The sequence below is a fragment of the Aromatoleum sp. genome, from assembly GCF_032027225.1.
Classification (GTDB): domain Bacteria; phylum Pseudomonadota; class Gammaproteobacteria; order Burkholderiales; family Rhodocyclaceae; genus Aromatoleum.
In genome coordinates, this window is record NZ_JAVSMM010000033.1 from 1 (window position 1) to 25689 (window position 25689).

General features: G+C 63.2%; 23 protein-coding genes. 2 read left to right on the forward strand and 21 right to left on the reverse strand.

What is annotated here, in order from left to right; translation table 11 throughout:
* The coding region (locus ROZ37_RS21460; RefSeq protein WP_312662732.1) for a cupin domain-containing protein at positions 1-344 on the reverse strand (344 nt) is incomplete at its 3' end.
* Between the two features lie 274 nt (positions 345-618).
* Here ROZ37_RS21460 and ROZ37_RS21465 point away from each other — a divergent pair.
* Complete coding sequence (locus ROZ37_RS21465) at positions 619-1578, forward strand: LysR substrate-binding domain-containing protein (RefSeq protein ID WP_009518852.1); 960 nt, start codon at positions 619-621, stop codon at positions 1576-1578.
* Positions 1579-1618: 40 nt separating this feature from the next.
* Here the strand turns inward: ROZ37_RS21465 and ROZ37_RS21470 are convergent, their stop codons facing one another.
* The 9 genes from ROZ37_RS21470 to ROZ37_RS21510 all read right to left on the reverse strand — a co-directional run bounded on the left by ROZ37_RS21470 (position 1619) and on the right by ROZ37_RS21510 (position 8942).
* Positions 1619-3571: a relaxase/mobilization nuclease and DUF3363 domain-containing protein gene (locus ROZ37_RS21470; RefSeq protein ID WP_094159807.1), complete on the reverse strand. Its 1953-nt coding sequence runs from the start codon at positions 3569-3571 to the stop codon at positions 1619-1621.
* A 402-nt stretch (positions 3572-3973) separates the two neighbouring features.
* Positions 3974-4534, reverse strand: a complete 561-nt coding sequence (locus tag ROZ37_RS21475) for a S26 family signal peptidase (protein WP_009518854.1) — start codon at positions 4532-4534, stop codon at positions 3974-3976.
* Positions 4531-5064, reverse strand: a complete 534-nt coding sequence (locus ROZ37_RS21480; RefSeq protein ID WP_009518855.1) for a DUF2840 domain-containing protein — start codon at positions 5062-5064, stop codon at positions 4531-4533. Before ROZ37_RS21480 ends, ROZ37_RS21475 begins: the two co-directional genes overlap by 4 nt.
* On the reverse strand, positions 5061-5303 hold the full coding sequence (locus ROZ37_RS21485) for a hypothetical protein (protein WP_009518856.1): 243 nt from the start codon (positions 5301-5303) through the stop codon (positions 5061-5063). Before ROZ37_RS21485 ends, ROZ37_RS21480 begins: the two co-directional genes overlap by 4 nt.
* A complete protein-coding gene (gene parA, locus ROZ37_RS21490; protein WP_094159805.1) occupies positions 5300-5938 on the reverse strand; it encodes a ParA family partition ATPase in 639 nt (212 codons plus the stop codon). Before parA ends, ROZ37_RS21485 begins: the two co-directional genes overlap by 4 nt.
* A 289-nt stretch (positions 5939-6227) precedes the next feature.
* Positions 6228-7067 carry a replication initiator protein A gene (locus ROZ37_RS21495; protein WP_094159804.1) on the reverse strand — a complete coding sequence of 280 codons (840 nt, stop codon included), beginning with the start codon at positions 7065-7067 and terminating at the stop codon, positions 6228-6230.
* Between the two features lie 14 nt (positions 7068-7081).
* Positions 7082-7372, reverse strand: coding sequence for a helix-turn-helix transcriptional regulator (locus tag ROZ37_RS21500; protein ID WP_094160647.1), 291 nt, complete (start codon positions 7370-7372; stop codon positions 7082-7084).
* Between the two features lie 83 nt (positions 7373-7455).
* Positions 7456-8238: a DUF7011 domain-containing protein gene (locus ROZ37_RS21505; protein WP_312662747.1), complete on the reverse strand. Its 783-nt coding sequence runs from the start codon at positions 8236-8238 to the stop codon at positions 7456-7458.
* A 356-nt stretch (positions 8239-8594) separates the two neighbouring features.
* Complete coding sequence (locus tag ROZ37_RS21510) at positions 8595-8942, reverse strand: DUF2958 domain-containing protein (RefSeq protein WP_094159802.1); 348 nt, start codon at positions 8940-8942, stop codon at positions 8595-8597.
* 469 nt (positions 8943-9411) lie between these two features.
* Between ROZ37_RS21510 and ROZ37_RS21515 the strand changes: the two genes are divergently transcribed.
* Positions 9412-9702: a helix-turn-helix domain-containing protein gene (locus tag ROZ37_RS21515; RefSeq protein WP_094159801.1), complete on the forward strand. Its 291-nt coding sequence runs from the start codon at positions 9412-9414 to the stop codon at positions 9700-9702.
* A 45-nt stretch (positions 9703-9747) separates the two neighbouring features.
* Here the strand turns inward: ROZ37_RS21515 and ROZ37_RS21520 are convergent, their stop codons facing one another.
* From ROZ37_RS21520 to ltrA, 11 genes are all read right to left on the reverse strand, one after another.
* Positions 9748-10059 carry a DUF736 domain-containing protein gene (locus ROZ37_RS21520; RefSeq protein ID WP_009518866.1) on the reverse strand — a complete coding sequence of 104 codons (312 nt, stop codon included), beginning with the start codon at positions 10057-10059 and terminating at the stop codon, positions 9748-9750.
* Positions 10060-10829: 770 nt separating this feature from the next.
* Positions 10830-12854 carry a ParB N-terminal domain-containing protein gene (locus ROZ37_RS21525; RefSeq protein WP_094159800.1) on the reverse strand — a complete coding sequence of 675 codons (2025 nt, stop codon included), beginning with the start codon at positions 12852-12854 and terminating at the stop codon, positions 10830-10832.
* 80 nt (positions 12855-12934) lie between these two features.
* Positions 12935-13762, reverse strand: coding sequence for a DUF932 domain-containing protein (locus ROZ37_RS21530; RefSeq protein WP_094159799.1), 828 nt, complete (start codon positions 13760-13762; stop codon positions 12935-12937).
* Positions 13763-14293: 531 nt separating this feature from the next.
* On the reverse strand, positions 14294-14800 hold the full coding sequence (gene radC / locus ROZ37_RS21535; protein WP_094159798.1) for a RadC family protein: 507 nt from the start codon (positions 14798-14800) through the stop codon (positions 14294-14296).
* Positions 14801-15320: 520 nt separating this feature from the next.
* Positions 15321-17324 (reverse strand): ATP-binding protein, encoded by a 2004-nt coding sequence (locus ROZ37_RS21545; RefSeq protein WP_094159797.1) that lies wholly within the window; start codon positions 17322-17324, stop codon positions 15321-15323.
* Positions 17321-19939 (reverse strand): AAA family ATPase, encoded by a 2619-nt coding sequence (locus ROZ37_RS21550; protein WP_312662749.1) that lies wholly within the window; start codon positions 19937-19939, stop codon positions 17321-17323. The genes ROZ37_RS21545 and ROZ37_RS21550 overlap by 4 nt, the downstream gene beginning before the upstream one ends.
* Positions 19940-19992: 53 nt before the next feature.
* The gene (locus ROZ37_RS22150; protein ID WP_094159795.1) at positions 19993-20184 is read right to left on the reverse strand and encodes a ribbon-helix-helix domain-containing protein; all 192 of its coding nucleotides are present in this window, start codon (positions 20182-20184) and stop codon (positions 19993-19995) included.
* 260 nt (positions 20185-20444) lie between these two features.
* Positions 20445-20951, reverse strand: coding sequence for a RadC family protein (radC, locus tag ROZ37_RS21555; RefSeq protein ID WP_094159794.1), 507 nt, complete (start codon positions 20949-20951; stop codon positions 20445-20447).
* A 358-nt stretch (positions 20952-21309) separates the two neighbouring features.
* The gene (locus ROZ37_RS21560; protein ID WP_094159793.1) at positions 21310-22479 is read right to left on the reverse strand and encodes a YhcG family protein; all 1170 of its coding nucleotides are present in this window, start codon (positions 22477-22479) and stop codon (positions 21310-21312) included.
* Entirely contained in the window at positions 22476-23675 is a 1200-nt protein-coding gene (locus ROZ37_RS21565; RefSeq protein WP_094159792.1) for a tyrosine-type recombinase/integrase, read from the reverse strand. The genes ROZ37_RS21560 and ROZ37_RS21565 overlap by 4 nt, the downstream gene beginning before the upstream one ends.
* Positions 23676-23942: 267 nt before the next feature.
* Entirely contained in the window at positions 23943-25319 is a 1377-nt protein-coding gene (gene ltrA, locus ROZ37_RS21570; protein ID WP_312662752.1) for a group II intron reverse transcriptase/maturase, read from the reverse strand.
* Positions 25320-25689: the final 370 nt, after the last annotated feature.

Sequence of the window (25689 nt, forward strand, 5' to 3'; positions counted from 1 at the left end):
CCTTTGTCCTTTTCAGCCACGATGAATTCGAGAAAGCGGAGTCTCTCCGTTGAACTCGGATTCCAGTGAGCATGAATGGTGCCGGCCGGAACGAGCAGACTGTCGCCAGCGCGTAGAGTGACTGGCGGTTCACCTTCCTCCTGCCAGATGCCAGTGCCGGAAAGGATGTGGAAGGTGACCGCAGCCGGATGAAGGTGCCGTGGATTGATGCCACCCGGCTCATATTCGACGTGATAGACGGCGACTTCCTGGTTAGCCGTATCGGGCACGGCTGTTCTCAGCAGCGGCGCATGCGGTATCACGCCTCGCTTTTCCTGGGCGAAAGCCGGTTGGGTGTAAGCCATACATAAAACTCCTGTTATCGCAATGACGATGCTGAAGAGAGCGCCTTTGGTCACACATTGCCTCCCAACCTTCAGAGATGCCCAAAGGCCGGGTCCGACTGGAACCGGACATTGCGCTGGCGATAGCCAGTTGAAAACAGAGCCTGAATTAGCGAAGTAGTGCATGTGAGCCTCCGTAAGAAATTTGATTCTTTCAAGGCATATTAAGGTAGTAGGCATTGTCAGACAAACGACTTTAACTTACCATTCCCCCAAGAAAAAATTGGGGTCTCACATGATGCGACAGTTGCCCTCGCTGAACGGACTGCGGGCTTTTGAGGCGGCTGGCCGGCATGGCAGTTTCACTGCCGCGGCAAGAGAGCTGAACGTCACCCAAACTGCGGTAAGTCGCTTGGTCCGTCTGCTGGAAGATCGTTTTGGCTTTCCTCTGTTTCTGCGACATGCGAACGCACTTGAACTGACGGCGCAAGGGCAGGCGCTGCTGTCCGGTCTGACTGATGCTTTCGATTCCATTGCCCGGCTCACCGAAAGCGTTACGGCAATGCGTAGTGGCCCGGTGCTGACGGTTGGAGTCGGTCCAACCTTGGCGATCACTTGGTTGATCCCGCGACTGGCAAGCTTCTATCGCAGCCATCCCGACGTCGAAGTGCGCATGGCGACGGGTGGCGCAACTCGTCCGGTACGCGATGACTGGACCTGCACTATCCGACGCGATACCGACGCGTTGCCAGGCTACGATGCAGAACGCCTATTCCCGAGCGCCGTCGTGCCGGTCTGCACCCCTAAACTCGCATCGACGCTGCGCTCGCCTGACGATTTGCGCGACGCGATTCTCATCGTCGTGTCCGACATGCCCAATGAATGGCCGTACTGGTTCGAGGCTGCGGGCTTGCGTTCTCCCGTGCACCCCGCCAGTGAAGTGTCGTTCGAGAGCAATGTCATGGCGATGCAGGCAGCGCTCGACGGGGTCGGAGTCGCTATCGCTCAAATCCCTTACGTCAGCGACGCCCTGGCAGCGGGCCGGTTGGTCGCGCCATTCCCGATCGTCGCGCACACAGTCGGGAGTTGGCTTCTAGAATACCGCGCTATTCGAAAGGAAGATCCGGCACTTCTAGCTTTTCGCGCTTGGTTGCACCAGGAAGCTGATCTGGCGCGTCAAGTTGAGATCGTGCTAGGGCGTGCGAACACAAACGGAAGCGCTCGGCGATCAGCAGGCCACCCGCCGCGCGATTGACGCCGGCTTCGAGACGTGGAGCTGCATGGGGCATCCGACACTAGACGGATATGCCCTTGGTACGTCCGATTTCCCACGACACGCCACCGCCTCGCACCGTGGCGGCGATCTGCTGTCCCAGTCTCTGTTCGATCACCGGCCGCCACGGGACCAGACGGAACCCAATGCCGTCATCGAGCATCGCATAGCGCCCGCTGGCAAGTATGATGCTGCGCCGATAGATGCCGGCCACGCGCTGCCCGTCGGCCACTGAGCGATGCTCCAGCCCGGTTTCGGTGGCAATGTCCTGCGCGGCCTGCGTCAGTTCCCGATTGCGCAGCGTCGCCAGCAGGTTGCGCGCCAGGATCACCCGCTGGCCGCGCCGCTCGGCCAGTCCCTGTTTGGCCAGGAAATCTGCCCGATTCTGTAGCGCGTCCTTGACCTCGCTGCCAAAGCCAAAATCTCCAAATCTCTTGCCGCCACCGATCAACTGCTGATCCAGCCAGGTAGCCCCGATCACGTGAGCCTGCCGCTCGATGGGCAGGTGCGATTTCAACTCCACGGCCACGCCGCCCAGGCGCTGCGCGTCATACTGATGCCCGCGTGCGGGCAGATCGTCCGGCACCTTCCACAGCCCCTCGGCCACACGCTCCACGATACCGGCCCGGCGCAGGGCTTCCAGCCGACGGACATGGGCCGCAACGACTTCCTGCGGATCGCGGCCGGCCTGCGCCTGACCTTGTGCAATCGCCAGGTGATGATCGGTGCGATACAGCCCATCGCTCGCCAGCGCGGCGATGTTCCTGTCCGCCGTCCGCACCTCGGCGGAACCGTGCACTTCCACCACAGCGCCGGTCGGGTAGTTGCCGGGTGCGTCGCGGGCGTTGAGCGCGACATAGTGGGCCTTGCCATCCACGCCGTCGATGATCAGATAGCCCCGGTCGAGCAGTTCGTCGGCCAGCCCCTTGGCGGCCACCCGGCCGATGACGGTTCGGCCGTCCTCACCTGGCTCGAAGACAGCCAGCTCGCGCGGCTGGCCGCTCATGGCCCGTTGCATGGTGCGGATGATGTCGCCGCGCTCGCCCATCGCGCGCAGCGTTGGTTCCGCGTCGGCATGAACGGCCCACACACCAGGCTGGCTTTCACTCGCTAGTCCCATGCGCTGCAAGCGTTGCAGGCGGCCAACCAGCAGCAGGCGCTGGCGTTGCAGCCGGGGTTCGTTGAAGTGTTCGACATGCACCAGGCCGTCCGCCGCTTCACGCTGTAGGGTACGGTCCAACCCCGTCCACCGTTCCTGTTCCACCTCGCGCGCCATGCTGCGCTGGATCTCCAGCTCGGTGCGAGGCCCGAGCCATTCGGTGGCGAGTTCGGCGGCACGTTCGCGCATGCCGCGCGTGATGTACTCCTGCGAGATGATGAGGTCTTTGCCGGTGTCGTCCTTGCCGCGCAAGACGACATGGGTGTGCGGGTTGTCGGTGTTCCAGTGATCGACGGCAACCCAATCGAGTCTCGTGCCCAAATCGGCTTCCATGCGGGTCATCAGGTCGCGGGTGTAGCGCCGCAGGTCTTCCAGCTCGGCGGCATCTTCCGGCGAGACGATGAAGCGGAACTGGTGACGGTCCTCGCGGCCACGTTCCTCGAAGGCGGCCAGGTCGGCGTCGTCGGTGGTCGTGCTGTACGCCTGCCCCGGCTCGCCGTCGCGGCCGACGCCTTCGCGCTCGATGTAGCGCAGGTGCGTGATGGTCGAACGCGCGCCGGCCTGCTTGAGATACACCAACCGCACCTTGACGGTGGCGCGGCGCGAGGTCGCGGACAGCGACTGCCCGGTGAAGCGCGCGGCGACGTGGCCGCGCCCCAACCGCGAACCGGGTGCCTTGCCGCGTTTGCCGCCGGTGGCATTGGCCGCTTTGCTGGCCTGGCGCAGCACCTTGGAGACGAAGGCATCGCCGCGCTGCTTCGGCGCGCCGGGGCGCAGGCGGAAGCGGTCGGCGTCGTCATTGCTGCGCCGGCTCATGCGGCAGCTCCGGCGAAGTGCAGCGCACCACAGGGCGTGATGCACGCGGTTTCGCCAATGCCCGTGCGGCATTGACGCTGCTCGCGGCACGGTGCCGCGATAGGGCGCGTGCCGCGCCAACCCCACGTGCAGACTGGCTTTGTGCGCACCGTGGTGCCGCACCCTTCAATCTTGCCCTGCATCTTCCCCCGGCCTGACGGCACGGGGGGGGGCGATGCCCCGGCGGCGCTGCGCATAGCGCAGCTTGGCCGCCGGCGAGCGCCCGCCATGCCTGCGGCATGGCGCGCTCAGGGCAAGCTGTCTGCACGGGGGAATGCCGGTTGCTGCGCGGTGCGAACGCACACGCGCTGCACCGGCCTGAACACGGGAACGACATGCCGAACGGCGCGCTGCTGTGCGCCGTCACGGCTGTGGCTCCAGGCGGATCGGTCGCGCCACGCCGAGCACGGCGACGGCGCTGACCGGCCCGAAGTAACGGCTGTCGAACGATGCCGGGTTGGTGTTGCTCAGGAGGAACAGCTCATCATCGGCGAGCGGACGGCACTGTGGCCAGGATGACAGCGGCCGGCCCCAGCGATCGGTGCGCAGCACGGCGGCTATGGGCACGCCGTCGATACGCACGATGCCATTCACGATGCAGACGTGTTGCGGCGCGACCGCGCCAACACGTTTGAGCAGCGGAACGTGCGACGGCAGATAGCCGCGCTGCGCGGCGAGCGCGGCGGCGTCTGCCGGCAAGGTGGTCAGCACGATGCTGCCAACGTGCAGCGCGTGCGCCGGTTCGATGCGATACCAGCCGACCGGCACGCTGTCGGACGGGTTGTAGACGATGCGCGCCGATGGCTGCACGAAGGCCGCCCAGGCCAGCGCAGCGAGGCCGCAGGCAGCGAGTGCAGCCAGTGCGAGGCGCGCGCGATGGCGCGAGCGAGGAACGGCGCTTGTGGTGACGGTCGTGATGTTCATTGCAGTGCCCTCCCGGCCAGCCAGGCCGCATGACGTTCGGCGGTGTAGTCCGGCAGCGGCAGGCGTGCGGCGAGACGGTTGCCGAGCGTGCGCCAGTACGCGGGCGACACGTCGGCGGGGTCGATGCCCAGCGCTTCGATGGCGTCGATCCGTGCGAGCACGGATCGCGTTTTCTGTTCGCCTTCGGCGTGCAGCAGCAGGCGCGCACCAGGACGAATGCCGGGGATGTTCTGCATGGCATCCAGCGGCGTGCAGGCTTGCAGCACCAGGAGCTGCCAGCGCACGGTGCCGTAGTCGTTCGATTCCCAGCGGATGCGGCAAAAGACCGCCGCCGGCAGGAACACCGCGCAGCGCCGCCAGCGGTCGAGCTGCACGGTGCGAGCTGGATGGCCGAAGCGCAGATAGAGATTGATGCGCTGCTCGATGTAGGCGAGCGACACGCGCGTGAGCGGCACGCGGCTGTCGAGTGATGCGAGCGGCTGCGGTGAAGACGGTGGCGCAGCCATGACCGCCTGCGTGGCGGGGTTCATGGCGTGTGCTCCGGGAACTCGCGTTCCAGCAGCGCACGCAGCAGCTCGGCTACCGTCACGCCCTGCGTGAAGGCCGATACCTTGATGCGGGCGCGCATGGAGGGCGTTACATCGAGGGTCAGGCGCGCGGTGTAGAGGTCGCTTTTCTGGACGCCGTTGGCGTCGCCTTGGCGAATCCAGGCCTCGGCCTGCGGATTCGCCGGCGGTCGCACGCCGATGGCGATGCGCTTGCTACTCATGGCGACCACCTCAGCAGCTCGTCGGTCAGCGCCGTGATCTCGCGTGCAGCAGCGCTGTCTGGCGCGGTTTCTCGTGCAAGCCGCCCAGCGGCCACGCTGTCGGCGAAGACGATGCGCTGGCGGATTTCCGCGTGCAGTGCGGGCAGCGGCTGCTCGGCGAGTGCGCCACGCGCTTCGCGTCCGATGACGGTGCGCACCACACGCCGGTTGATGACGAAGGCCGCGCGAAGCGCTGGCCTGAACAGTTGCGCCTCGCGGATCAATGCCACCATCTCGGCGCTGGCCCACAGGTCGTAGGGACTCGGTTGCACCGGCACCAGCACGCGGTCGGCCGCCAGCAGCGCGGAGCGCGCGAGTGCGGCGATGCGTGGCGGGCCGTCGATGACAATGTGATCGCAGCGGCGTGCCAGCTCCGGCGCTTCCTGGTGCAGCGTTTCGCGTGCGAGGCCCACGGCGCTGAACAGCCGTGGTAGCCCCTGCTGGCTGCGCCGTTGTGTCCAGTCGAGCGATGAACCTTGCGGGTCGGAATCCAGCAGGATGACCTGTTGACCGCGCAGCGCGAGTTCACCGGCGATGTGGGTGGCGAGCGTGGTCTTGCCGACACCGCCTTTCTGGTTGAGCAAGGCGACGATCATGGCGCAGCCCTCCTTTGCGGAAGGCGGCTCGATGAACGGCCTGAAAAACGCTGTTGCTGTTGACCTTCGGCGGTTATCCACCGCGCCAATAACAAGCTCTTGTTATTCGTTAGAGAGCTTTTAAAGTTAGATATAAAGTTAAGGGCCGGAAAAACCCTTGCGGCCGCTGAAGTTAGCGGCGATTTGCGCGCCTGATAGCACGATACCGCTGCGCCTGATAGCACGAGTCCCGGCGCGCCCGATAGCACGAGCCCATTCACAGCTTGTCCCGCTTTCATCCCCACGGTTATCAACGTGCCGTGGACGGCACGGGACGAAAGGCGAGGATTTCCGGTGTGCCGGGCCAGCGTTCGACGGACAGCACGTAGCCGGGCAGCGACTGGCGCGCGGCCAGCAGGCGCAGGTCGCGGGCGAAGTCGCGCGGCTGCGCCAGGCTGCCGGACTTGCGGTACAGGTAGGGAAAGTCGAACTGCCAGCCGTCGCGCTGCTTGCCGCCGTGCTTGCGCACCAGGCGGTACAGCCAGCGCTCGATGCCGCCGGTGAGCTTGAAGTAAGCCGGGTCGATGGTGAGCACCAGGGCTTCGTCCAGCACGCCGGCAAAGAACCAGTCCGGCAGGATGAGTTCGAGGCCGAGCGGCACGCCCTTGGCGTCCGTCCGCTCCTTCCACTCGTTGATCCACGAGAAGCGGTGCAGGCGCCGCCCGGTCGTCTCGCGGATCGAGGTGGCAATCGTGGTCGATTGCAGGCGATCCAGCGCAGCCTTCAAGCGCTGGTAGTCGCGCAGCGACGTGCCGCGCCCGATGAAGCGCAGGATCTCGTAGGGCGTGGCCTGCATCCTGCGCGATGGGCGAATGCCTGCGTCGCGCGCTTCGACGATCTGGCTGGCGGCCCAGATGAGGATGTCGGCATCCCAGATGGTGGCGATGCCGTGCTCCTGCGTGCCTTCCACGCGCACGGTGACGCCGCCGGAGCGGAAGTCGATCGGCGCGGTGCGGCGCGATTTCGCCAGCGAGAAGAACGGATAGGCCATCAGGTCTTGTGCGTCGCGCGGCGCCATGTCGCCCGGCAGCGCACGGAACAGGTCGAGCTGTTCGCGCTCCTTCTCCGAGCTGGACACGACGAGGGCCACCCGCGCGCCGGCTGTCAGCGGCCATCGCGGTAATCGCCGGCATGGCGTTCGGCGTACTCGGGATCGGACGTGGCCTCGAAGCTGCGCGCATCGGCCCAGGCGTCGAGGTCGGCCACCGCGTACATGACGCGGCGGCCGAACTTGCGAAAGCGCGGGCCGCCGCCGATCACGCGCTGCTTTTCCAGCGTGCGCGGCGACAGGCGCAGGTAGTCGGCGGCTTCGTCGTTGGTCAGGTAGCGCGAAGGCTGGGCGGGCTGCTGCTGGGCAGCGGGGGCGGCTTGCGGCCGCAGCGGTGCGGGTCTCATGGCGTGAACCTCCATCGGTCTGAATCGCCGACCACAACAGCGCGGCCGGATGGAGGCAGTCTCAGAAAAGAAAGGCGCTGTGCTCAGGGACGTTTTGCGAGGGATGCGAAACGTCCCTGCGTGTGCGGATGAAGCTGCGCGAGACGGCGGTAGCCGCCGCGCATCAAGGTCTGGCCCCGCCGCACCAGGCGGCGCACGCGAGCGCGCAGTGCGCCATCCGCGTGCCAGTCTCGGGTGACGGCCGCCGCACCGAACAGCACGTCCGCCACGGTGCGCAGGGATGCGCCGGCCAGCGTGCCGTCGAGGGCCTGCAAGGTGCGCAGTTCCAGCAGCGCGGTCGTCGAGGGACGCGGCCCGGCCAATGCTGTCGGTGCGGTCGCCACCAGTTTGTCCAGCTCGCCCACCAGTGCGCGGCAACGCGAACAAGGATCGGGCGATGCGCGCACGGCATAGGCGAAGGCCATGCCATCCGCCAGATCGGACGCGAAGGCCAGGTGCAGACAGCAGCCGGCCCAGCGCGTGGCGAGCACCAGCCGCCGTCCATCGTGGATCAGGTGCTTGCGACCTGGCAGATGCCAGAACGCAAAGCGTTCGGCATCGGGCGGTGGATCGGTGTCGGGATAGAGCTGCACCACACTGTCGTGGTCGGGAAACCAGGCCGGGTGCGCGTCGCGCGCATCCAGGGCCGGGTCTTCCAGCAGGCGCAGGCCCCAGTGCTGGGCCGCTCCGGGATGACGGCGACGGCGCAGCCAGTCGCGCCGATAGTCGGGGTGGCGGCGCAAGTATTCCCATGCCAACGCGGGGCCGTCCAGGTGCAGGACGTAAAGGTAAGCGGCACCGGGGCGCCAATGATCGGACTCTGCCATGACGCAGCCTCCTGTCGGACAGCAGGGCTCGTCGCCACGGGCGTCAGGGGGAGCTACGGCTTCATCGGCGTATCGTCACGGGTACTCGCTAAACTGGCGGTGTCAAGACCGATTGGCTCCAGGGCATTGCACAGGTCGTCCGAATGCGACGGCTGCGCGAACAATGATGGTGCGCAGCAATGGACACGATGCCGCAAGCCGCAGCGGCAATCAGGACTGTTTTGGTCATGCCCGCACTTCGCCGGTGCATGAGTGGCGATTGATGCGCGGGCGGTCTGAACTCAGACCGAAATAGACACAGTGCGCCGCGCTTGGCAGCGCTGTGCTGGCCCGCGATTGCGGGCCAGCGGGGCCGGTCAGTCGATGATCGACCCGTTGCGCTGTGCCAACCGCGTGTATTCCGACAGCGTGCGTGTGGCGACGAAGTACAGATCACGTTCGACGGGCAGCTTCAGCGGCCCGACGATGGACGCCAGCTCGGACAGCCGCACGGTGCCTTCCTCCGGCATACCCAGGCCCAGGTCGCACAAGCCGTAGGCGGTGTCGCCATCCTCGGGATCGAGTTCGGTCAGCAGCCAGGTTGCGTGTGCGTCCGGGGTGAACAGCTTGACCACCGGCAGCGGGTCGATGCCCGCGCCTTCGGCGCGAGCGCGGCCGTTGGCGAGCAGTTGCGCGCGTTGTTCGTCGGTAATGAGTGTCTTCATGGTCGCTTCCTCTTGAAGGGTTCGCTCCACGGCGGAGCGAGGCGACAGAAGGCGCACGCGCCAAGCGCGGCCGTCATACCCCAACACGGTCCGGTGCGGGCCGGGGTTGACGGCAAGCGGCGTGCGCCAGGCTCGCGTGCTTGTTCGCTGTGGGGTGAACCGGGAAAGCGGCACTGATTCGCACGAAGCCGACGATGCACGCATGTGCTTGCACACCAATCCGCAAAGCCGGATTCGTGGAAGTACGGAAAACCTTGAAGCAGGCGAAGCGTATTTGCAGAAGCTCACGGAAGCGCACTCGCGGCAATCACCGAATCAACGGAAGCACGAAGGCGGCAATCCGCCTTTGCGCATCCACCCAAAGCCGGCCCGGCGGGCCAGCAGCAAGTGCTCGAATCGTAGGGTAAAAGCGAGGAAAGAGTTATCTTTAACGTGGTTTTAATTGTGCCGTGAATCGACGCTTCTGTGTATGCAGAAGCGTCCAATCCAGCGCGGCCGACCGGCCGGCGCCACCACCTTCGAGGCCGAGCCGGCACGGGCTTTCGGCGAGGCGGTGCGTGCGCTGCGCACGGAGCATGGTGTGGCGCAGGAGGCGCTGGCGCATCTGGCCGGCGTCGAGCGCTCGCACATGGGCAAGGTGGAACGCGGCGAGCACATGCCGACGCTCGCGCTCATCCTCAAGATCGCGCGAGCGCTCGGGTGCAGTTCGACCGAGCTGATGGCGGAGACGGAACGCCGCCTGGCGGCATCCGAGTCGTAGCGAGAAGAGCGCCCCGCCACGGTGGGCGGGGCGCCGGGGCGGCTGTCAGGCCGCCGGTTTGCTGCGCGACCAGATCAAGTTGTGCGAGCCGTCTTCTTCTTCGATCAGGCGGGCGTAGATCGTCGCCGGGAACGACGGATCATCCAGCGTCACCGACAGGTAGGGCCGCTCGGCCTGGCTGACTTTCTTCCATGCCGCGCCGATGTCGTAGCCGCCCGCCGCCTGGATGCGGAAGTCGGGGGCATTCTCGCTGCCTTTGTCGTTGGGGACGAACTTGACCTTGACGTTCAGCGTCAGGGTGCGGACCGTGCCGGTGAAGCCGTCGTTCTGTGCGGTGAAGGTGCCGATGTTGGCCATGATGTTTGCTCCTTTCGGGTTGCCAAGGTCGCGCCCATCGCGTCCTTGTTGTGATCCGGTCGGCGGGGGACGGGCGGGCTGCATCGCGTAGCGGCCGCAACAGCGTGGAGGACCGGGAGGCGCAAAGAATTTGTCCCGCGAGGAATGCGCGCAGCGCAGGGGAAATTGTTTGCGCCGGACGGTTGCAGCCAGGAAGCCCGAGGCGCAGCCGTGCCCCTGCCAGGATTCACAACGAACCAAGGACGCAACGGGCCGAACTGACCCGAATGGAGCGATGGCCGGCTCGGCGCTCCGCATGAAGGCTTCGCCGGCACGCGCCCTGATGCCGGCAAGGTCTGACCCGCAGCGACAGGCGGGAATGTCCTCTGCATCCAGTGGTGGACGGCTTGAGGCGTGTTGTGGATTCGTCATGGCAAAGGCCGTGGGGCATGTCGGTGAACAGGCCGGCGTGACGGCCCGGACAGCCCACCGTCAGCGTCGAGGACGGCACGCTTTCGCACAACCCAGCGCAGCCAAGTCAGGCGTAGCCCCGCGCACCGCCCACCGTGGCGGGGCGCTGTGGAAACCTGGCCCGCTTGCGGGCGCCGATTGCCGAACCGCGCACAAGGCATTTGTGCGCCGCCACGTCGCCGCCTGATTCAAGGCGGCGACGTGGCGTTTTTGCTTTGGCCGTTGAGACCGGGCGCGGCAGATGTGCCGCGCCCGGATTTTGAAGTGCAGCAAAAAGCCCCGGCGCGGTTTGCGCCGGGGCCATGCTTCACGCGGCTACCTCATGCCGCCCGCGTTTCCGCCGCTTCGGTGTTGGCCTCGGCGTCAGCTTCCTGCGGCGCTGTGTCTTGCGCCGTGCCGCACTCTGCCACGAACAGGGCGGGCATCCAGCCTGTGCCTTCGGCCAACCGCTCGGCCTCGCTGGCAATGTCGGTCTTCTTGAGCTTGGACAGCCGGGTGACGTGCGACGGTGCGAACTGCTGCACGGCTTCCAGAATCACGGCCTTGGACACATGGTTGAAGTAACCTTCGGCGGTCGGTTTCCACCATGCGGCCATGTCCAGTCCGACCGTCTGCGCCAGTTCCGCGCCGGGCTGGTGCTGCGTGGCGCGTGGCGTTACCACGTCCACGGTGGCGGCGACGCATACGGCCAGCAGCCGCACCAGTTCGTCCTGCGGCAGTGCCAGCAGAGTGGCGAACAGGTCGGCATCATCCTGCGGTAGCCGCTCGCCCCATGCCTGTTGCAGTTCGCGCAAGGCGACGGCGGCAGGCGATTCCGGCCAGTCGGGCGCGTAGGCGTCCAGCCTGTCTTTCACGGTGAGGCGCACGCCAAGCGGCAGGGTGTGGCCGTAGTGGCTGTCCTGCAAGACGGTCTGCACCATGCCATGCACCAGCGTGGCCAGTGCTACCTGCGGATGCCGGGCCACTTCGATTTGCAGCGCGGCGGTGCGGTGCGCACTCAGACGCTGCGCCAGCCGGTCGGACAGGTTCGCGGCCTTCGGCGGTTCGGTGTCCTCGCCTTCATCGTCGTTCGCGTCTTCCGTGCCGGTGAAGCCTTGGCGCAGCTTTTCCAGTGTGCGCAGTGCCTTGGCCTCGGCCTCGCGCAGCAGCCCGCGATGAATCGCGGCTTCGCCGTCGCGGTCGATGGTGACGATGGCACCGGCGACGGCGCGCACGTCCGGGGCATAGTCCTGCAAGGCGTCCTGCACGGCTTGCAGTTCTGCGGCCACCGGCTCGCGCTGCTGTTCCAGCGCCTCGGCCTTGTCTTCGTCCTCGGCGTCGTAGGCGTCTTCCAGCGCCGCGTCAATCCTGTCGAGGCGGGCTTGCAGCGAAGCGATGCGGCGGGCCTCGCGGGCGTTCGGTTCGCGTTGCTGACGCGGGGCGTTCTGGAACGCCTGCCGTTCGGCGTAGCTCAGGTGCGGCACAGCTTCCACCCATGCCCAACCCTCGGCGCGCACGTCCTCGGCCAGCGCATCCAGCTTTCCGCGCACCAGCTTTTCCAGCAGCGGGGCATCGACCAGATAAGTGCCGCTGTCATCGTCTGCGAACAGGTCGCGGCGAGTGCCGCCACCTGCCGCCGTGTAGGCGTCCAGCCCGACGAAGCGCACCAGCGGGTGCGTGGCGTCGATTTCGCGTTCGGTCAGGCGCTCGCGCAGCGCGGATGGATTGCGCTGCCAGTTCGGTGCGTCATAGAACGCGGTTTCCTGCGCGGTGTGGTCGTCGTTGATGGCAAGGGCCATCAACTGGTCGAGCGTCACAGCATCGGCGCGATAGTCCTCCATCAGGCGCGGCGAGACGTTCGCCAGCTTCAAGCGGCGCTGCACCACCAGCGGGGTGACGCTGAAATCGGCGGCAATGTCCTCGATGGGGCGGCCTTCCTTGACCAGCGCGGCGAATGCCTCGAACTGGTCGGCGGGGTGCATGGCCTCGCGCTGCACGTTCTCGGTAAGACTCACGGTGCGGGCGCTGCTATCGGCCACCAGCAGGCAAGGCACTTCAAAGTCACTGGCAATGCGCTTCTTCTTTGCCAGCAGCTTCAGCGCCGCAAGGCGGCGGTCTCCGGCTTCGACTTCGTAGTGCTCGTCATCCTCGGACTGACTGACGATAAGGTTTTGCAGCAGGCCGACGCGCTGAATACTCGCGGCCAGTTCCGGGATGGAAAGGCGGCGGTTGGTCTTGCGCACGTTGCGCTTGGACGGGCGAAGCTGCGACAGCGGCACCAGAATCAGGTTCTTGGTGGGGTCGGCCACTTCCAGCGTGGCGGCGGTGTGGATGGCACGGGTTTCGGTTTGGGTTACGGCGTTCATAGTGATAGCTCCTATCGGTCAAGGGATGCAGCGACGAAGGAAAGCGGCAAGGGCTGCTGCCTGCCCCTGCCGCGTGGGGTTCAGGCTTTCAACTGGCGCATGCCATCGGCGAGTAGCCACAGGGCGCGGTTCAGGCGCACGGACTGGTCGATGCCCTGCACGGGGCGCGTGCGCTGGCGGCGTCCGTTGGCGCTGCGGCCCATCAGTCCGCCTTGCGTCAAGTTCTCCTGCGTGCGGTTGAACACGCTCCACAGGTCGGGTCGGCGGTCGTCGAAGCGGCGCGAGGCCAGCACTTGGCTTTCGGTGATGGGTGCGGGCTTGTCCGGGTCGTCGTACTTGAGGGCCAGCGCGGCGCGGGCGAAAACTTCGGCCTCGCCGCTGTCCAGCGTGATGGCCTGCATGGCATCGCGGGATTCCTGCGCACGCTCGAAGCCATGCAAGACTTCATAAGCGCCCTCGATGACATGGCCTGCCACGTCGCCTTTGTGGGGCACGCGCACGTCCGCCACGGTGTCGCCGCAGACAAGGCCATTGCTGCACACGAAGCGGAACATGCCCGCCAACATTTGATAACTGCTCGTTCCGTCATGGGAATTGAGCAAGATGATTTCATTGGCTTCGCTGCCGGCAATCTGGCTGGCGTGGCGCAGCCGGATCATGTGCTTGGTGTGCTCGCGCTTGCCTTCATCGCGCACGCGGGTCTGGCACACCATGAAGGGTTGGAACCCTTCGCCGCGCAGTTCGGCCAGCACGGCGGCGGTGGGGATGTAGCTGTATCGCTCGGAGCGGCTTTCGTGCGGGGCTTCCGCAAAGATGGATGGGGCTACGCGCTGGATTTGCTCATCCGACAGCGGATGATCTGCGCGCAGCATCGGGGAACGGGATGCGAAACGGGATGCAAGTTGCATGGTGCTTACTCCTGACAAAAGGTTTGCTGTTGAAACCCCACCGGATTCCTAGATTCGGAGCCCGCCTTTCGGCTTTCCGGTGGGGTCGGCGCGGAGACCTGGGCCGGCCTCGTTGCCACCGTCTTTCCTGAGTTCATCGCCCGCGACGGTCAGGAGCGCGCGAACGGGTGCCGTCAAGGAAACAAGCGACGGGTTGGTGCGGCCCGCAGCGCAGCGAGGACACGGCCCGGCGCGCCTTGACGGCACACGGGCGCGGGCTACAGTCGCGGATGAGGTGATGAGCGAGGGAAGACGGCGGTTGTGGCAACGGCCGCAGATGGCGCTGACCCCGCGCAAGCGAAGCGCGCAGCGCCGCAGGCGCGAAGGCCGATCAGGTGCAACCTGTTCGGCAGCTTTTCAGGGGCGCCAAGCCACGCGCGGCGGGGATCGGCTGCAAGCCGTTCCCCTGGAGTGCAAGCGCAGTGCGCAGGCCCGTGAGAGCCGAAGGACTCAACACCAGTCGCAGCAAAAAAGGGGCCGAAGCCCCCTTGGTTAAAGCAGCCCCCGTTCGGCGAAGGACTCTGTGGACTCGCCGCCGACAACGATGTGATCCAGCGTGCGCACGTCCACCAGTGCCAGCGCATCCTTGAGCCGCTGGGTTATTTGCCTGTCGGCCTGGCTCGGCTCGGGATTCCCGCTCGGATGGTTGTGCGAGAAAATCACAGCCGCCGCATTGCACCGCAGCGCCTCTTTGACCACTTCGCGCGGATGAACTGATGCACTGTCGATCGTGCCATGGAACATTTCGACGTATTCGATCAGTCGATGCTGACTGTCGAGGAACAGCACTGCGAACACTTCGTGCTCGAAGCCGGCCAGCTTGGTGCGCAGGTAGTCCTTGACCGTTGCCGGTGCAGTGAAAGACGCTCCACGCTGCATCTTATGGTCGATGGCCTGGCGCGCGGCAGCCAGTATCTGGTCAGTGGAAGCCGGCAGATAGCGCCCCTGCGCGTCACGCACCAGCAGTGAGGAATCAATAGCGAGAGAAAGTTGCGACATGATCGTGCTCCGGTTGCACGGGCGGAATTGCCCGGAACCGGCGCCAGCACGGCGCAGCGCAAGCAGTCAGGGGTCGCAGACGGCCGCGGCCGCAAGCGTGCAGGCACGCGCAGCCCTTGACGGCGAGAACGCCGTGGTACGGTGAAGGGAAACAGCAAGACCGCCCATCCCACTTCCCACGAAGGCACGGATGGGCAAGCGGAGCGCGCAGGCCCTCAAGGGCCGGAGGCGTCAGGGATCAAAGCCGGATGGCCGCGATTCGGTACGAAGCGCGGGGCGCAGCCCGCGAGCCCGACGGCGGAACGCCGGGACGCAGAGATACCACGATCAGGACTGCTTGTTATCTGTCTTGCGTTGCTCAGGCAATCGGCGACGTGGATGCCCGACCTGTTCAGATCCAGCAATTCGATTTGCCCTGAATTCTTGCTGGCGCAAAAAAAATGCCGAACGATGATGCTTCTTCCGGCTCACGTTCGAACTTATCGAGCCAGCGCAATTCAGCGCGCACATGACGGCCGCACTAGATTCCAAGTTTCTGAAAGAATATCTGACTGCGCATCTTCGCGTCTTTCAGCACCTTGTCCCAGCTTATGACCTCAACATAGAGATTGATGTTGCCCATCCACTGGAACCAGCCGAGCCTGTCGGGCATGGGCGTAAAGTTCTTCTCGCGCTCAAGCCAGGTTTCTACCTTGGCCGTCAGATCGCACACAATGTAGCCGTAGAACGGTGTGTTCTCAGCAACAAGTATCTTGCGGCCTTCGGGTGTCTTGTACTTGCCGTCCCGGATGTCGTTCACGTAGCGCACGATCTGCTGGACCGGGTCCTCTCGGGAGGACGGGTTCACGAAGTCGTCACGCTGAGGCTTCTTGAACTCGAAGATCGTAATCGGGTTGCTCGCTTCGTTATCGCCTCGGAACAGTACCCGCTTGTTGTAGACCAACAGGTCAGGACGATCAGTATTCCCACCGTTGAGGGGGAGGTCAGAGGAAACGTAGGTGGTGAAATTCAGCCTTTCGTCTACGATCCAGAGATTGTGATCGTGAAAGGACGTGATATCGGTGTCACCCTTGCGTGGAAAGATGATGTCGTGGACCACACCTTCGGAGGAATACGTTCCAGATTCATCTGTTTCAAGGCTCTTGCCGAAGATGTCTAGGATTTTTCGGCGTAATGCGATGTAGTGAATCAGATCATTCTTGCTGGTGCCGGAGATTTTATTGACGATCTCGATCACGCTGTCCTGCACATTCTCGAAATTTGTCTCGGCCATCAGCTTCGCTACATCGCGCTTGATGGCGATCTCCTGCGCAAACTTCTCCTTCTGCAACCGCGTTTCGATCTCTTCATTGCTTGGGTTATAGGGCATCCCGCTCAGGTCGATCTTTTCCAGGATGGCCTTGTGCCACGGCGCTTCTTCATCGACGTAGGACTGCACACGCTCTTTCTTCTTTTCCTGCCGGAACGTGATATCTGCACCCATCGCCTCACGGGCGATCGTGGCAGCGTCCTGCTCAATCTGGGTTTGCCCAATTCCGAGAATCAGGTCGCTGTCCATTTGAAACTCAAACCCGCCTCGCTCCAGCGAAACATTCCGGTCGAGATAGGGTCCGAATACGTAAGCTTTGATGATGTAATTGCGTGTGCTGTCTACTTCACCGTTTCGATCTTTCTCTAAGAACTCGTCTACGAACTCTGGGATGTATTTGTGGATCGCAGACCCTGAGACTTCCCGCTTATGCGCGACAAGGCTGATTCGGCTTTTCTGGTTGCGCGGGGAGTAGAGTTTAAACACGCGGACCAGGAACTCCTCTTCCGTATCGGAAGCCTTGAGCGTGAAGGTCTTGCGATCAATGCCGATCTCCCGGATGACGGCAGACAATTCGTTGCTCACGAAATCGTTCAAGCGGATCGCGCTACTCCCGTCCTGCTCCGAAAGAACAATGTCGGGGCAGACGTAATCCTGCGTGATGAAATACGGCAGCAGCCGCTCCACGAGGCTGCGGGCGATGGTCGAAAGCTTCTTGTCGAAGGCGCGTCCCGTCTTCAGAGGCGCCAGAGTGACCACAGTGCCAGTGTCCTGCTTGTCGCTTGGTGTGACCTTCTCGCGCACGATAATCTCGTGTTCCTTGCCCATTGAGAAGCTGCGTGCTTTAAGGACGGCACCATCGCGATAGATACTCTTGACGTGCAGGTCCTCGAAATATTTAAGTCCAGTGAAACGGCCGAATCCCTTACCGCCTTCGGCAATCTTGAGGTCGGTGTAGAGCGTGTCGAAGGAGTTGCGGTGCGCGTCATTAAAGCCGATACCGTTATCCTCGATGTCGAAGCCTGTGACCTCCGGTAAGCTTCCATCCAGCTCGACCTGAGCGTTCCGTTGCGTGCGGACCTGGACTTTCCCATCTTTGCGGCCAGCCTCGTCAATTGCCTGAATGGCGTTAACGATCATCTCGACAACGGGCGTGTAGACGGTCGTGTTCGCTCGAATATTCTCGACGGCGCGTTTGATATTTACGTTGCTCATGCGGATGCGGTCTCAATGGGTTTTTTGCGGCGCTTACGTATCGCCGTTACCCAGTTTTCCAAAGCTTCGATGTCGGCCTTGAGTTCTGCCGGACCGGGTACCGGCGCACGAGCCGCCGCGGCTTGATCATGGCCAGGCAGCCATTTCGAGCATTTCGTCATAGCCGCCTCGACGGTCTTGCAGTCCTCGGGAGTGATGTCGGCGATCTGAGAAACTTGTTGTGTCTGAACACTCGGCCTATAGCGTTCGACCACGCCGCCCAATAGGACTTCTTCGAGGGCGCGCTCCCATGCTTCCCGCAGCAAACCGTAAAGATACTTGGCGTCTTTCTCGTAGGCGTCCTGATGACCGTCACGAGAAAGCTTGTCGGCGGCTTGCCAGCCGCTTTTCAGGTAGCCGATCTTTTTCTTGACCGGCAGCGCAACCCACGGAAGCTCTTCCGCACACACGCCTGCACCCTTGGAAAGGAACCGGACGTGTTGGTCAAACTGATCGACGCCCAGCTCTTCCGCGAATTGCTTTAGGAGCAGCAGGAAGACGACATCGTGGGTGAAAACGATAACCTGCCGGGTGTTGGCCTCCAACACCAAGCGCCGAGCCACACCCTGACGCCATTGGTAATCAAGCGAGGACACAGGATCATCGAACACGATGCCAGAGAGGTCATCAGCAGTGCTGAGTTCCGCAAAGAATGCGGCGATGGATAGGCAGCGCTGCTCGCCCTCGCTCACAACTTTTGGCAAGTCAACGCCAGGTGCGCGCGTAAGAGCAAGCTTGTGGTAGAAAACGCCGTCCGCACCGCCAAGTTCCTTTAACTCGACCTCGACGTGACCGAAAGACAGATTGACCAGTTCATCTTTAAAACTCTGCTTGAGCTTCTGCGATACGACAGCCTTCGTAACAGCAGTGCTCTTCTGCGTAATCACCTGTGTCTTGGTTTCGTCAATGCACAGCCCATAAGCGGCGTACTTCTTCCGACGCTCGATATCATCAAGAACAGTCTGTTGATGTGCTGCCAGAATTTTACGGGCACGCAACTCCTGTACTTCGGTGGTCATGCGCTTGCGGGTTTCATCGGTAGCGCTGGTGCGCAGCATCTTGATCCGGGCCTCGATTTCCCCGGCCAGCGCCTCGGCGTCACGAGAGGCCGACACGAGGGCGGGACACTCGGGGGCCAGGTCCTTGTCTTCGGCGATGGCTGCGGTGACAGTCCTACGGCGGTTCTCGTTGGCTGAAAGCGCTGCGGCTATTGCGTCCGCAACGGCCTCATGCTCGATGCGGATTTCCTTGAGCGCTTCGTCAACGGCTTCGGTTGTCGTCCTGAGATCAGTGAAGCCCTTTCGCAAACGTGCGAACTTCTCCCTGATCTGCCGGAGTTCACGTTCCGTTGTCGAAGCCACGAACGCTTCAAATTGGCTGAGCCTATGGGATGCTGCGTGATCGAGATCCTGTTGGCACAGGACGCAATGAGCGCCGTCTTTTACGACCGGATATGCCTTGTCTGGATAGGCTAACTCCTGCGAGAACTGACGCGCCGCTTCCCAAAGCGCGATCCAGGGATCGGTGCCGGTTCCAGGCAGCACCCCTTCGGGAAATGTTGCCTCCCGCAGCCGTTTTGCTTCCTCGCTCTTGCGGCGGCCTTCTGTCCGTGCATCGAACACGGCAGCCACGGCCTCCACCGAAAGCGCCGCTTCCACCTCCTTGAGGTGCCGGGCCAGTGTCTGAACCCGACCCGCGCGCAGGGTGAGTTGCCGGATCAGCTTTTCGGGATCATTGGCCTGCAAGTCGAGCAGCGACTTCTCCAGAAGCGCAAGCCGAGCCTCGTCCTCCGGGGAGAGACGCGCGAGTGCCTCTACGGCGTCCAGCTTGGTAAGGGAGCTAATGTTCGTTAGAAACTTCGCAATTGCTGTACCTTCGGGGACCTGTGCCTGAACAGCGGTGAGAGCGTTTGACGCAAGAGCGCGCTGTTCGCTTTCGAGTTCTGCGCGAACGGCCTTACACGCCTTCACGAGCTTGTCGAACAGGTCCAAGCCGAAGGGCCGGAAGGCAACATCGGTTTTTTCGGTCAGGTAGACGGAAGCGCACTGTGTATCGAATACGCTCACACGCGAAACGAACTCATCCTCACCGGTTCCGGTCCATTCCCGTGGTTCAGGCTCAGCTCCGATCTTGTACTTGATCGCAACCACCGGCGCGAGCGGTGCTGTGCCGGAGACAACATTGCCCAGGATTTTCTCTTGCCCCCGCGCCCGGCAGGCACCCTTGAGGATTCGGATATAGCCCGTCTTGCCTGCGCCGTTATCACCATAAACCACGGTGAGACCGGGTGCGAACTTGAGTGTCTGGTCCTCGGCCAGCGCATTCACACCGCGATGATGGAAGATTGATACCAGAGAAACAGGGGCAGCACCCGCTGTTGTGTCGGACACATGCTCCTTGGCGAAGTGCGCGATTTCCTGCTCCTCAGCGAGGCCATGCGCACTCTTGCAAACCTCGGTAAGTGCGCGGATGTCATCGTCGAAGAGTTCTCCATTGAGTACGAGCCGACGCAGCGCGTCGCGTTGCCACGCTGGACGGCCTTGAGACCATTCAAGTATTTCTTGTAGGACCGTCATACTCCCCTCGCTGCATTGCGTCCTTTATGGCATAGCCAATCTCATTGTTCGCTTCACCGTGTATCGTCCTCAATGGGCCGAAGAACCGTACCTTCAGGCTGATCCAGAAAGCGCCGGATGGCCAAGCGCACAACGTACTGGAGCGGCAACGGCGGACGTTGCGCTTCAGCCAGCTTGCGCAAAGCCTCGTAGTCCTCAGCATCAAGGGAGACTGTGAAGCGCTTGAGCGGTTGCGATTGAGGCATAAGCGTCGGACCAACCAATATGAAACTCGATCACCAGCTTACACCGAAATGCACCAAAACGCACCGAAGCGTCAAGGCGCGCCGATGCGGACTACAGTCGCGGATCAGATGATGAGCGAGGGAAGATAGAAGTTCTGGCAACGGCCGTAGATGGCGCAGACCCCGTGCAAGCGAAGCGCGCAGCGCCGCAGGCGCGAAGGCTCATGGGGCCGGAGAGTTCGACATAAGGCGCAGCAAAAAGGGGGCCGAAACCCCCGGGATCACAACAGCCCCCGTTCGGCGAAGGACTCTGTGGACTCGCCACCGACGACGATGTGATCCAGTGTGCGCACGTCCACCAATGCCAGCGCCTCCTTGAGCCGCTGGGTTATCTGTCTGTCGGCCTGGCTTGGCTCGGGGTTCCCGCTCGGATGGTTGTGCGAGAAGATCACTGCCGCTGCGTTGAACCGCAGTGCCGTCTTCACGACTTCGCGCGGGTACACCGCCGCTGAGTCGATGGTGCCACGGAACAGCTCGGCGTACTCGATCAGCCGATGCTGGCTGTCGAGGAACAGTGCCGCGAAGACTTCATACTCGAAGCCGGCCAGCTTGGTGCGCAGGTAGTCCTTGACCAGCGTCGGCGATGTGAACAGCGCACCGCGCGGGATCTTCTGGTCGATGACCTGGCGGGCCGCCTCCAGGATCTGATCGGCGGTGGCCAGCATGTAGCGCCCCTGGCTGTCACGCACCAGCAGCGAGGAATCGAAAGCGAGAGAGAGTTGCGACATGATCGTGCTCCGGTTGCTCGGGCGGAATTGCCCGGAACCGGCGCCAGCACGGCGCAGCGCAAGCTGTCACAGGGTCATGGACGGCCACGGCCGCAAGCGTGCAAGGCACGCGCAGCCCTTGACGGCGAGAACGCCGTGGTACGGTGATAGGGAACAGCAAGACCGCCCACCCCACCTCCAACGAAGGCACGGATGGGCAAGCGGAGCGCGCAGGCCCTCAAGGACCGGAGGCGTCAGCCGAGCAGAGCGAGGGAACGATGAAAGCCCGAATGAGGCGAGACTCGCGCAGCGAGGCTCGATGCGCAGCGCGACGGCGGCACGCCGGGACGCCGGGACGCCGGGACGCCGGGACGCACCGTTATCGCTTGCGAGTCTTGGGACGAATCGTTGCGTGAGATTCCAGCAGACGCCGCGTGTTCTCCAATTCCTTTTGCAGCAGTTCGGCATCCGGCAACACGGTTCGATAGTTTGCTGCCATGACCTTGCTGGGCAAACCTTCCAACGCATACCGCGCCAAAGCGTGACCCTTGTCCGCGCACAGGATCAGACCCACGGGCGGGTTCTCGTCGTGAAACGTCCAGTGCTCCTTCGCATAGTTGCAGTACAAGTGCATCTGGCCCACATCGGCATGCGTCAGGGCACCGAGCTTCAAGTCAATGATGACGAGGCAGCGCAGCCGCCGATGGAAGAACAGCAGATCGACCCGATACCAGGTCTGGTCGATGCGCAACCGCCGCTGTCGTCCAACAAATGTGAAGCCCTCACCGAGTTCGAGCAGGAAGTCTTGCAGCCGATGGATCAGGGCCTGTTCAAGATCGGACTCCGAATACTCGTCCTTGAGGTCCAGAAATTCCAGCACATACGGGTCTTTGATCGCGTCGTCGGGCGTGACGGCATCTTCCGGCTTCGGCACGGCGCCTTTGACCAGCATCGCCGTCTTGTTCTTCGACAGCGCCGTGCGTTCGTAGAACTGGCTGCCGATCTGCCGGTCGAGCTGGCGCACGCTCCAGCCACCGCGCAGGGCTTCGGCTTCATAGAACTGGCGGGCATGGTCGTCCTTGACTGACAGCAGCCGCACGTAGGCCGACCACGGCAGCGTGAAGGCGTGCGCCAGATCGGACAGGCTCAATTTCCCAGACACTGCCTGGGATTTCTCAGAAGCCACTTCGTTTCGCAATTTCCCAGACAGTGTCTGGGAAATCACCGAACGGGGATACGCGAGAAAGAAGCGCCGCATGTTCTCCAGGTTGTTGACACCGAAGCCCCGCCCGAACCGCCCAGTCAGGTCACTGGACAGCCGTTCGATCAACTGCTCGCCGTACCCCGCACGGCGCTTGCCCTGCTGCTCGGCTTCCACGATGCGGCGGCCAATTTCCCAATAGCTCGCCGTCATCAACGCATTGACGCTGCGTGCTGCCGCCTGGCGCGCGGCATCGAGCAATTCGACGATGCCGCTGTGGATGCCGGCATAGCCGGCTGGGACGGCGGCGCCTTTCGCGGTCGTCGTGGAAAGCGTTCCCTTGCTCATGCGACCACCTCCGCAGGGCGCTGCTCGCCGGTGATTGTCTTGCGACGATTCGCCACCAGTTCGGCCGCCTTGCGTATCGGATCGTCCTCGGTATGGACATAGCGCATGAACATCACCACGGTCTTGTGCGCCGTCAGCGCCATGCCGACCTTGACCGGGATACCCGAATTGGCAATGTCGGTCGCCGAGCGATGGCGGATGCCGTGCGTACCCACATGCGTCGCGCCCGCCGCCTTGAGCGCACGGCACCAGCCGCCGTAATACTCGCCCGTCGTCAGGTGCTGCCCCGGATGGCGTGGCGACGGCAGCACGTAGGGATTGCCTTTCTGCCTCGGCGCCGTCGAAAGCAGCCGGTAGGCTTCCTCACTCAAAGGCTTGGACATGCCACCTGTCTTGCTGTCAGGCCAGACCACCCTCCGGTTCTCCAGATCGACCCATTCCCATTGGAGCGTGACGATTTCGGAGCGGCGGCCGGCAAACTCGAATTGCAGACGGATCGCCAGAGGGATGACGTAGTTCTCCAACCCTTCGGTCTCGATCTTGTCGAGCTGCCGGAACAGCTTGCCCATGTCCTCGTCACTGATGAGGTGGGTGGACTTGCCTGCAGGGAACATCGGGACATGGCGGCAAGGATTCGTGCCGTCAGGCCGATAGCCCCACACCTCGGCCAAGTTGAACATCTTGCGCAGGATGCTGAACGCCTTGTTCGCCTCGGTCTGCTTGTACGAAAGTTTTTCCATCAATCCGGCAACGTCAGGCCGCTTCACGTCGTGAACCTTCTTGCGGCCCAGCAGCGGGATGATGCAGCGATCGATGACGCCTTGATAGCCGACCTGGGTGCTGGCCTTGTTGCGCTTCTTGGAGTAGTCCTCCATGAATTTCTTGCACAACTCCGCAACAGTGGGTGCCTTGCGCGCCTCGGTCTTGGCGGCACCAGGATCGCCGCCTCGGCGAACCTCAGCCAGCCAGTTCTGCGCCAGCGAGCGGGCCTGTTCGACGGTCAGTTCTCCGTACATGCCCAGCGCCGGCTTGCGCCGTTCGCCGGCATTCGTCCGGTACTGGAGCATGAAGACCTTGCGACCGGCCGGTGTAACCTTGCACAGGAAGCCGGGAACAAGCGTGTCACGCAGCTCGATGGGCTGCGCCTGGGGTTTTGCCGCATCGACTGCGGACTTGGTGAGTTTGATCTTAGCCATGATGACTCCTCGGAAAGACGCGGTTTCCAGGAGCCTGTTAGGAGCCAAGCGGACGGAAGCCGGGTCAAGTTTCGGAAAGCACCGGCATAGGATGAACTCACGTAAGCTATTGATAAACCTGCCACAACGGGCTGTGGCGTAGTCCAGCGAAGTTCGGTGCTGGAGTCATGCTGAAACATCGGGATAGGGGCGGTCAGGATACCTGACCGATCCCCTCCCACACCACCCGGCATGCGGGTCCGCACCGGGCGGTTCGAGAAGTTGAGGTCATGAGAGACGGGGCAGGCCTAACCTGTCGAAGTAGGCAATCGTCAGAACCCGGTTGAGTTCTCCGGCGCTGTTGCGCCACCAGCAGCGAGCATTTTGTGCCACGCGTTTCGCCACATGCTCGGCCGCGCCCAGGTTGATCAGTTCCCGGTATATCGTGCTACCCCGCTTCCAGTGCCTGAGCTGAATCGCCCGTAATCGGTGGCGCAGCCATTCATCCAGCGTGCGCCAGATTCCCGGTGTTTGCGCCAACCCGAAGTAGGCTTTCCATCCCAACAGGTAAGGTTTGAGCTTGTCGATGACCTCCGCCATGCTGCGTCCGCACGAGCGCCGGGTCAGTTGCCTTACCCGTTGCTTGAACGTCCCCATCGGCTTGTCGGCCACCCTGCGCTTGACGCCTTCCTTGGCGAACCAGAAGCTGTAGCCCAAGAACTTTCTCCCCTTGACGCTCGCTACCGCGCTCTTGGCCTCGTTGACCTTGAGCCGCAGCTTGCCGTAGCTCTTGCGCAAGAGCGCCATCACCCGCTCGCCCGCTTTCTGGCTGCGTACATACACGTTGCAGTCGTCGGCGTAGCGCGCAAAGCAATGGCCGTGCTTCTCCAACACTTTATCCACGTCATCCAGCATCACATTCGCCAGCAGCGGACTCAGCGGCCCACCTTGCGGTGTGCCCTGATACCGTTCCAGCACGACGCCATCGCTCATGATGCCGCTGTTCAGATACGCCCGTATCAGCCGGATGATCCCGGCGTCGTCGATGCGTTTCTTCAAGCGGTCGATGAGGATGTCGTGGTTGACGCGATCAAAGAATTTCTCCAGATCGACATCAACTACGATCTTCCGGCCAGTTTGGACGTAGCCCTGTGCCGCCAGTATCGCGTCGTGGGCCCGCCGTCCGGGGCGGAAGCCGTAGCTGTGTTCGCTGAATGTCGGGTCAAGCATCGGTTGCAGCACTTGCAGCAGGGCTTGCTGGATCAGCCGATCCGTGACCGTCGGGATGCCAAGCTCGCGCTCGCCGCCGTCCGGTTTCGGGATCGTTACCCGTCGTACCGGGCTGGGCCGGTACGTCCCCCGCAGCAGGTGTTCCCGTATCTTCGGCCACGTGGTGACGAGGTGGCGTGCGGTCTGGGTAATATCCAGACCATCCACGCCCGCCGCCCCTTTGTTGGCTTTGACGCGTTTCCATGCTTGCCGCAGGTTCTCTCTCGTCAGGACAGCTTGCAGCAGTCCCGACCCTGTGCTCTCGGTTTCCCGTCGCGGGCTGGACGCTTCGTCGCGGGCAGGATCGTGCCCGGCTTCACCGTGCGCTACGCCTGCCCGCTCTGCTTGCGCAGACTTCTGACGCCTTGCGTTCAACATCGACATGGTCTCGAACACTTCTCCTCGTTCGGCCCTTCGCCCCCTACCGGCAGCTACTACGGCCTCTGCTGACTTCTCGCTCCGTCTTGCGACGTCGGCCTTTCAGCCATGAGGCGAGATCTCCCCGGGTAAGAACGCACTCCTTCACTGCACAACCGCCGGATCTACGCCGCTTCGCCTTGATCACGAGAGCTTCGCGGAATTTCGCCCGATCGCCCTGCTCGGCAACGCCTTCTATCCGGTTCTTGTTCATCGGCTCGCAGTTTCGCTCCACGCTTCCTCCCCACAATCAGTCACCCTCATGCAGTTGCGCTTCGCTTCGTTCGCTGTGATCAACTTACGGGAGGACTTTCACCTCCAAGAGTGCGCCCGTGCCGGGCGCACAAAA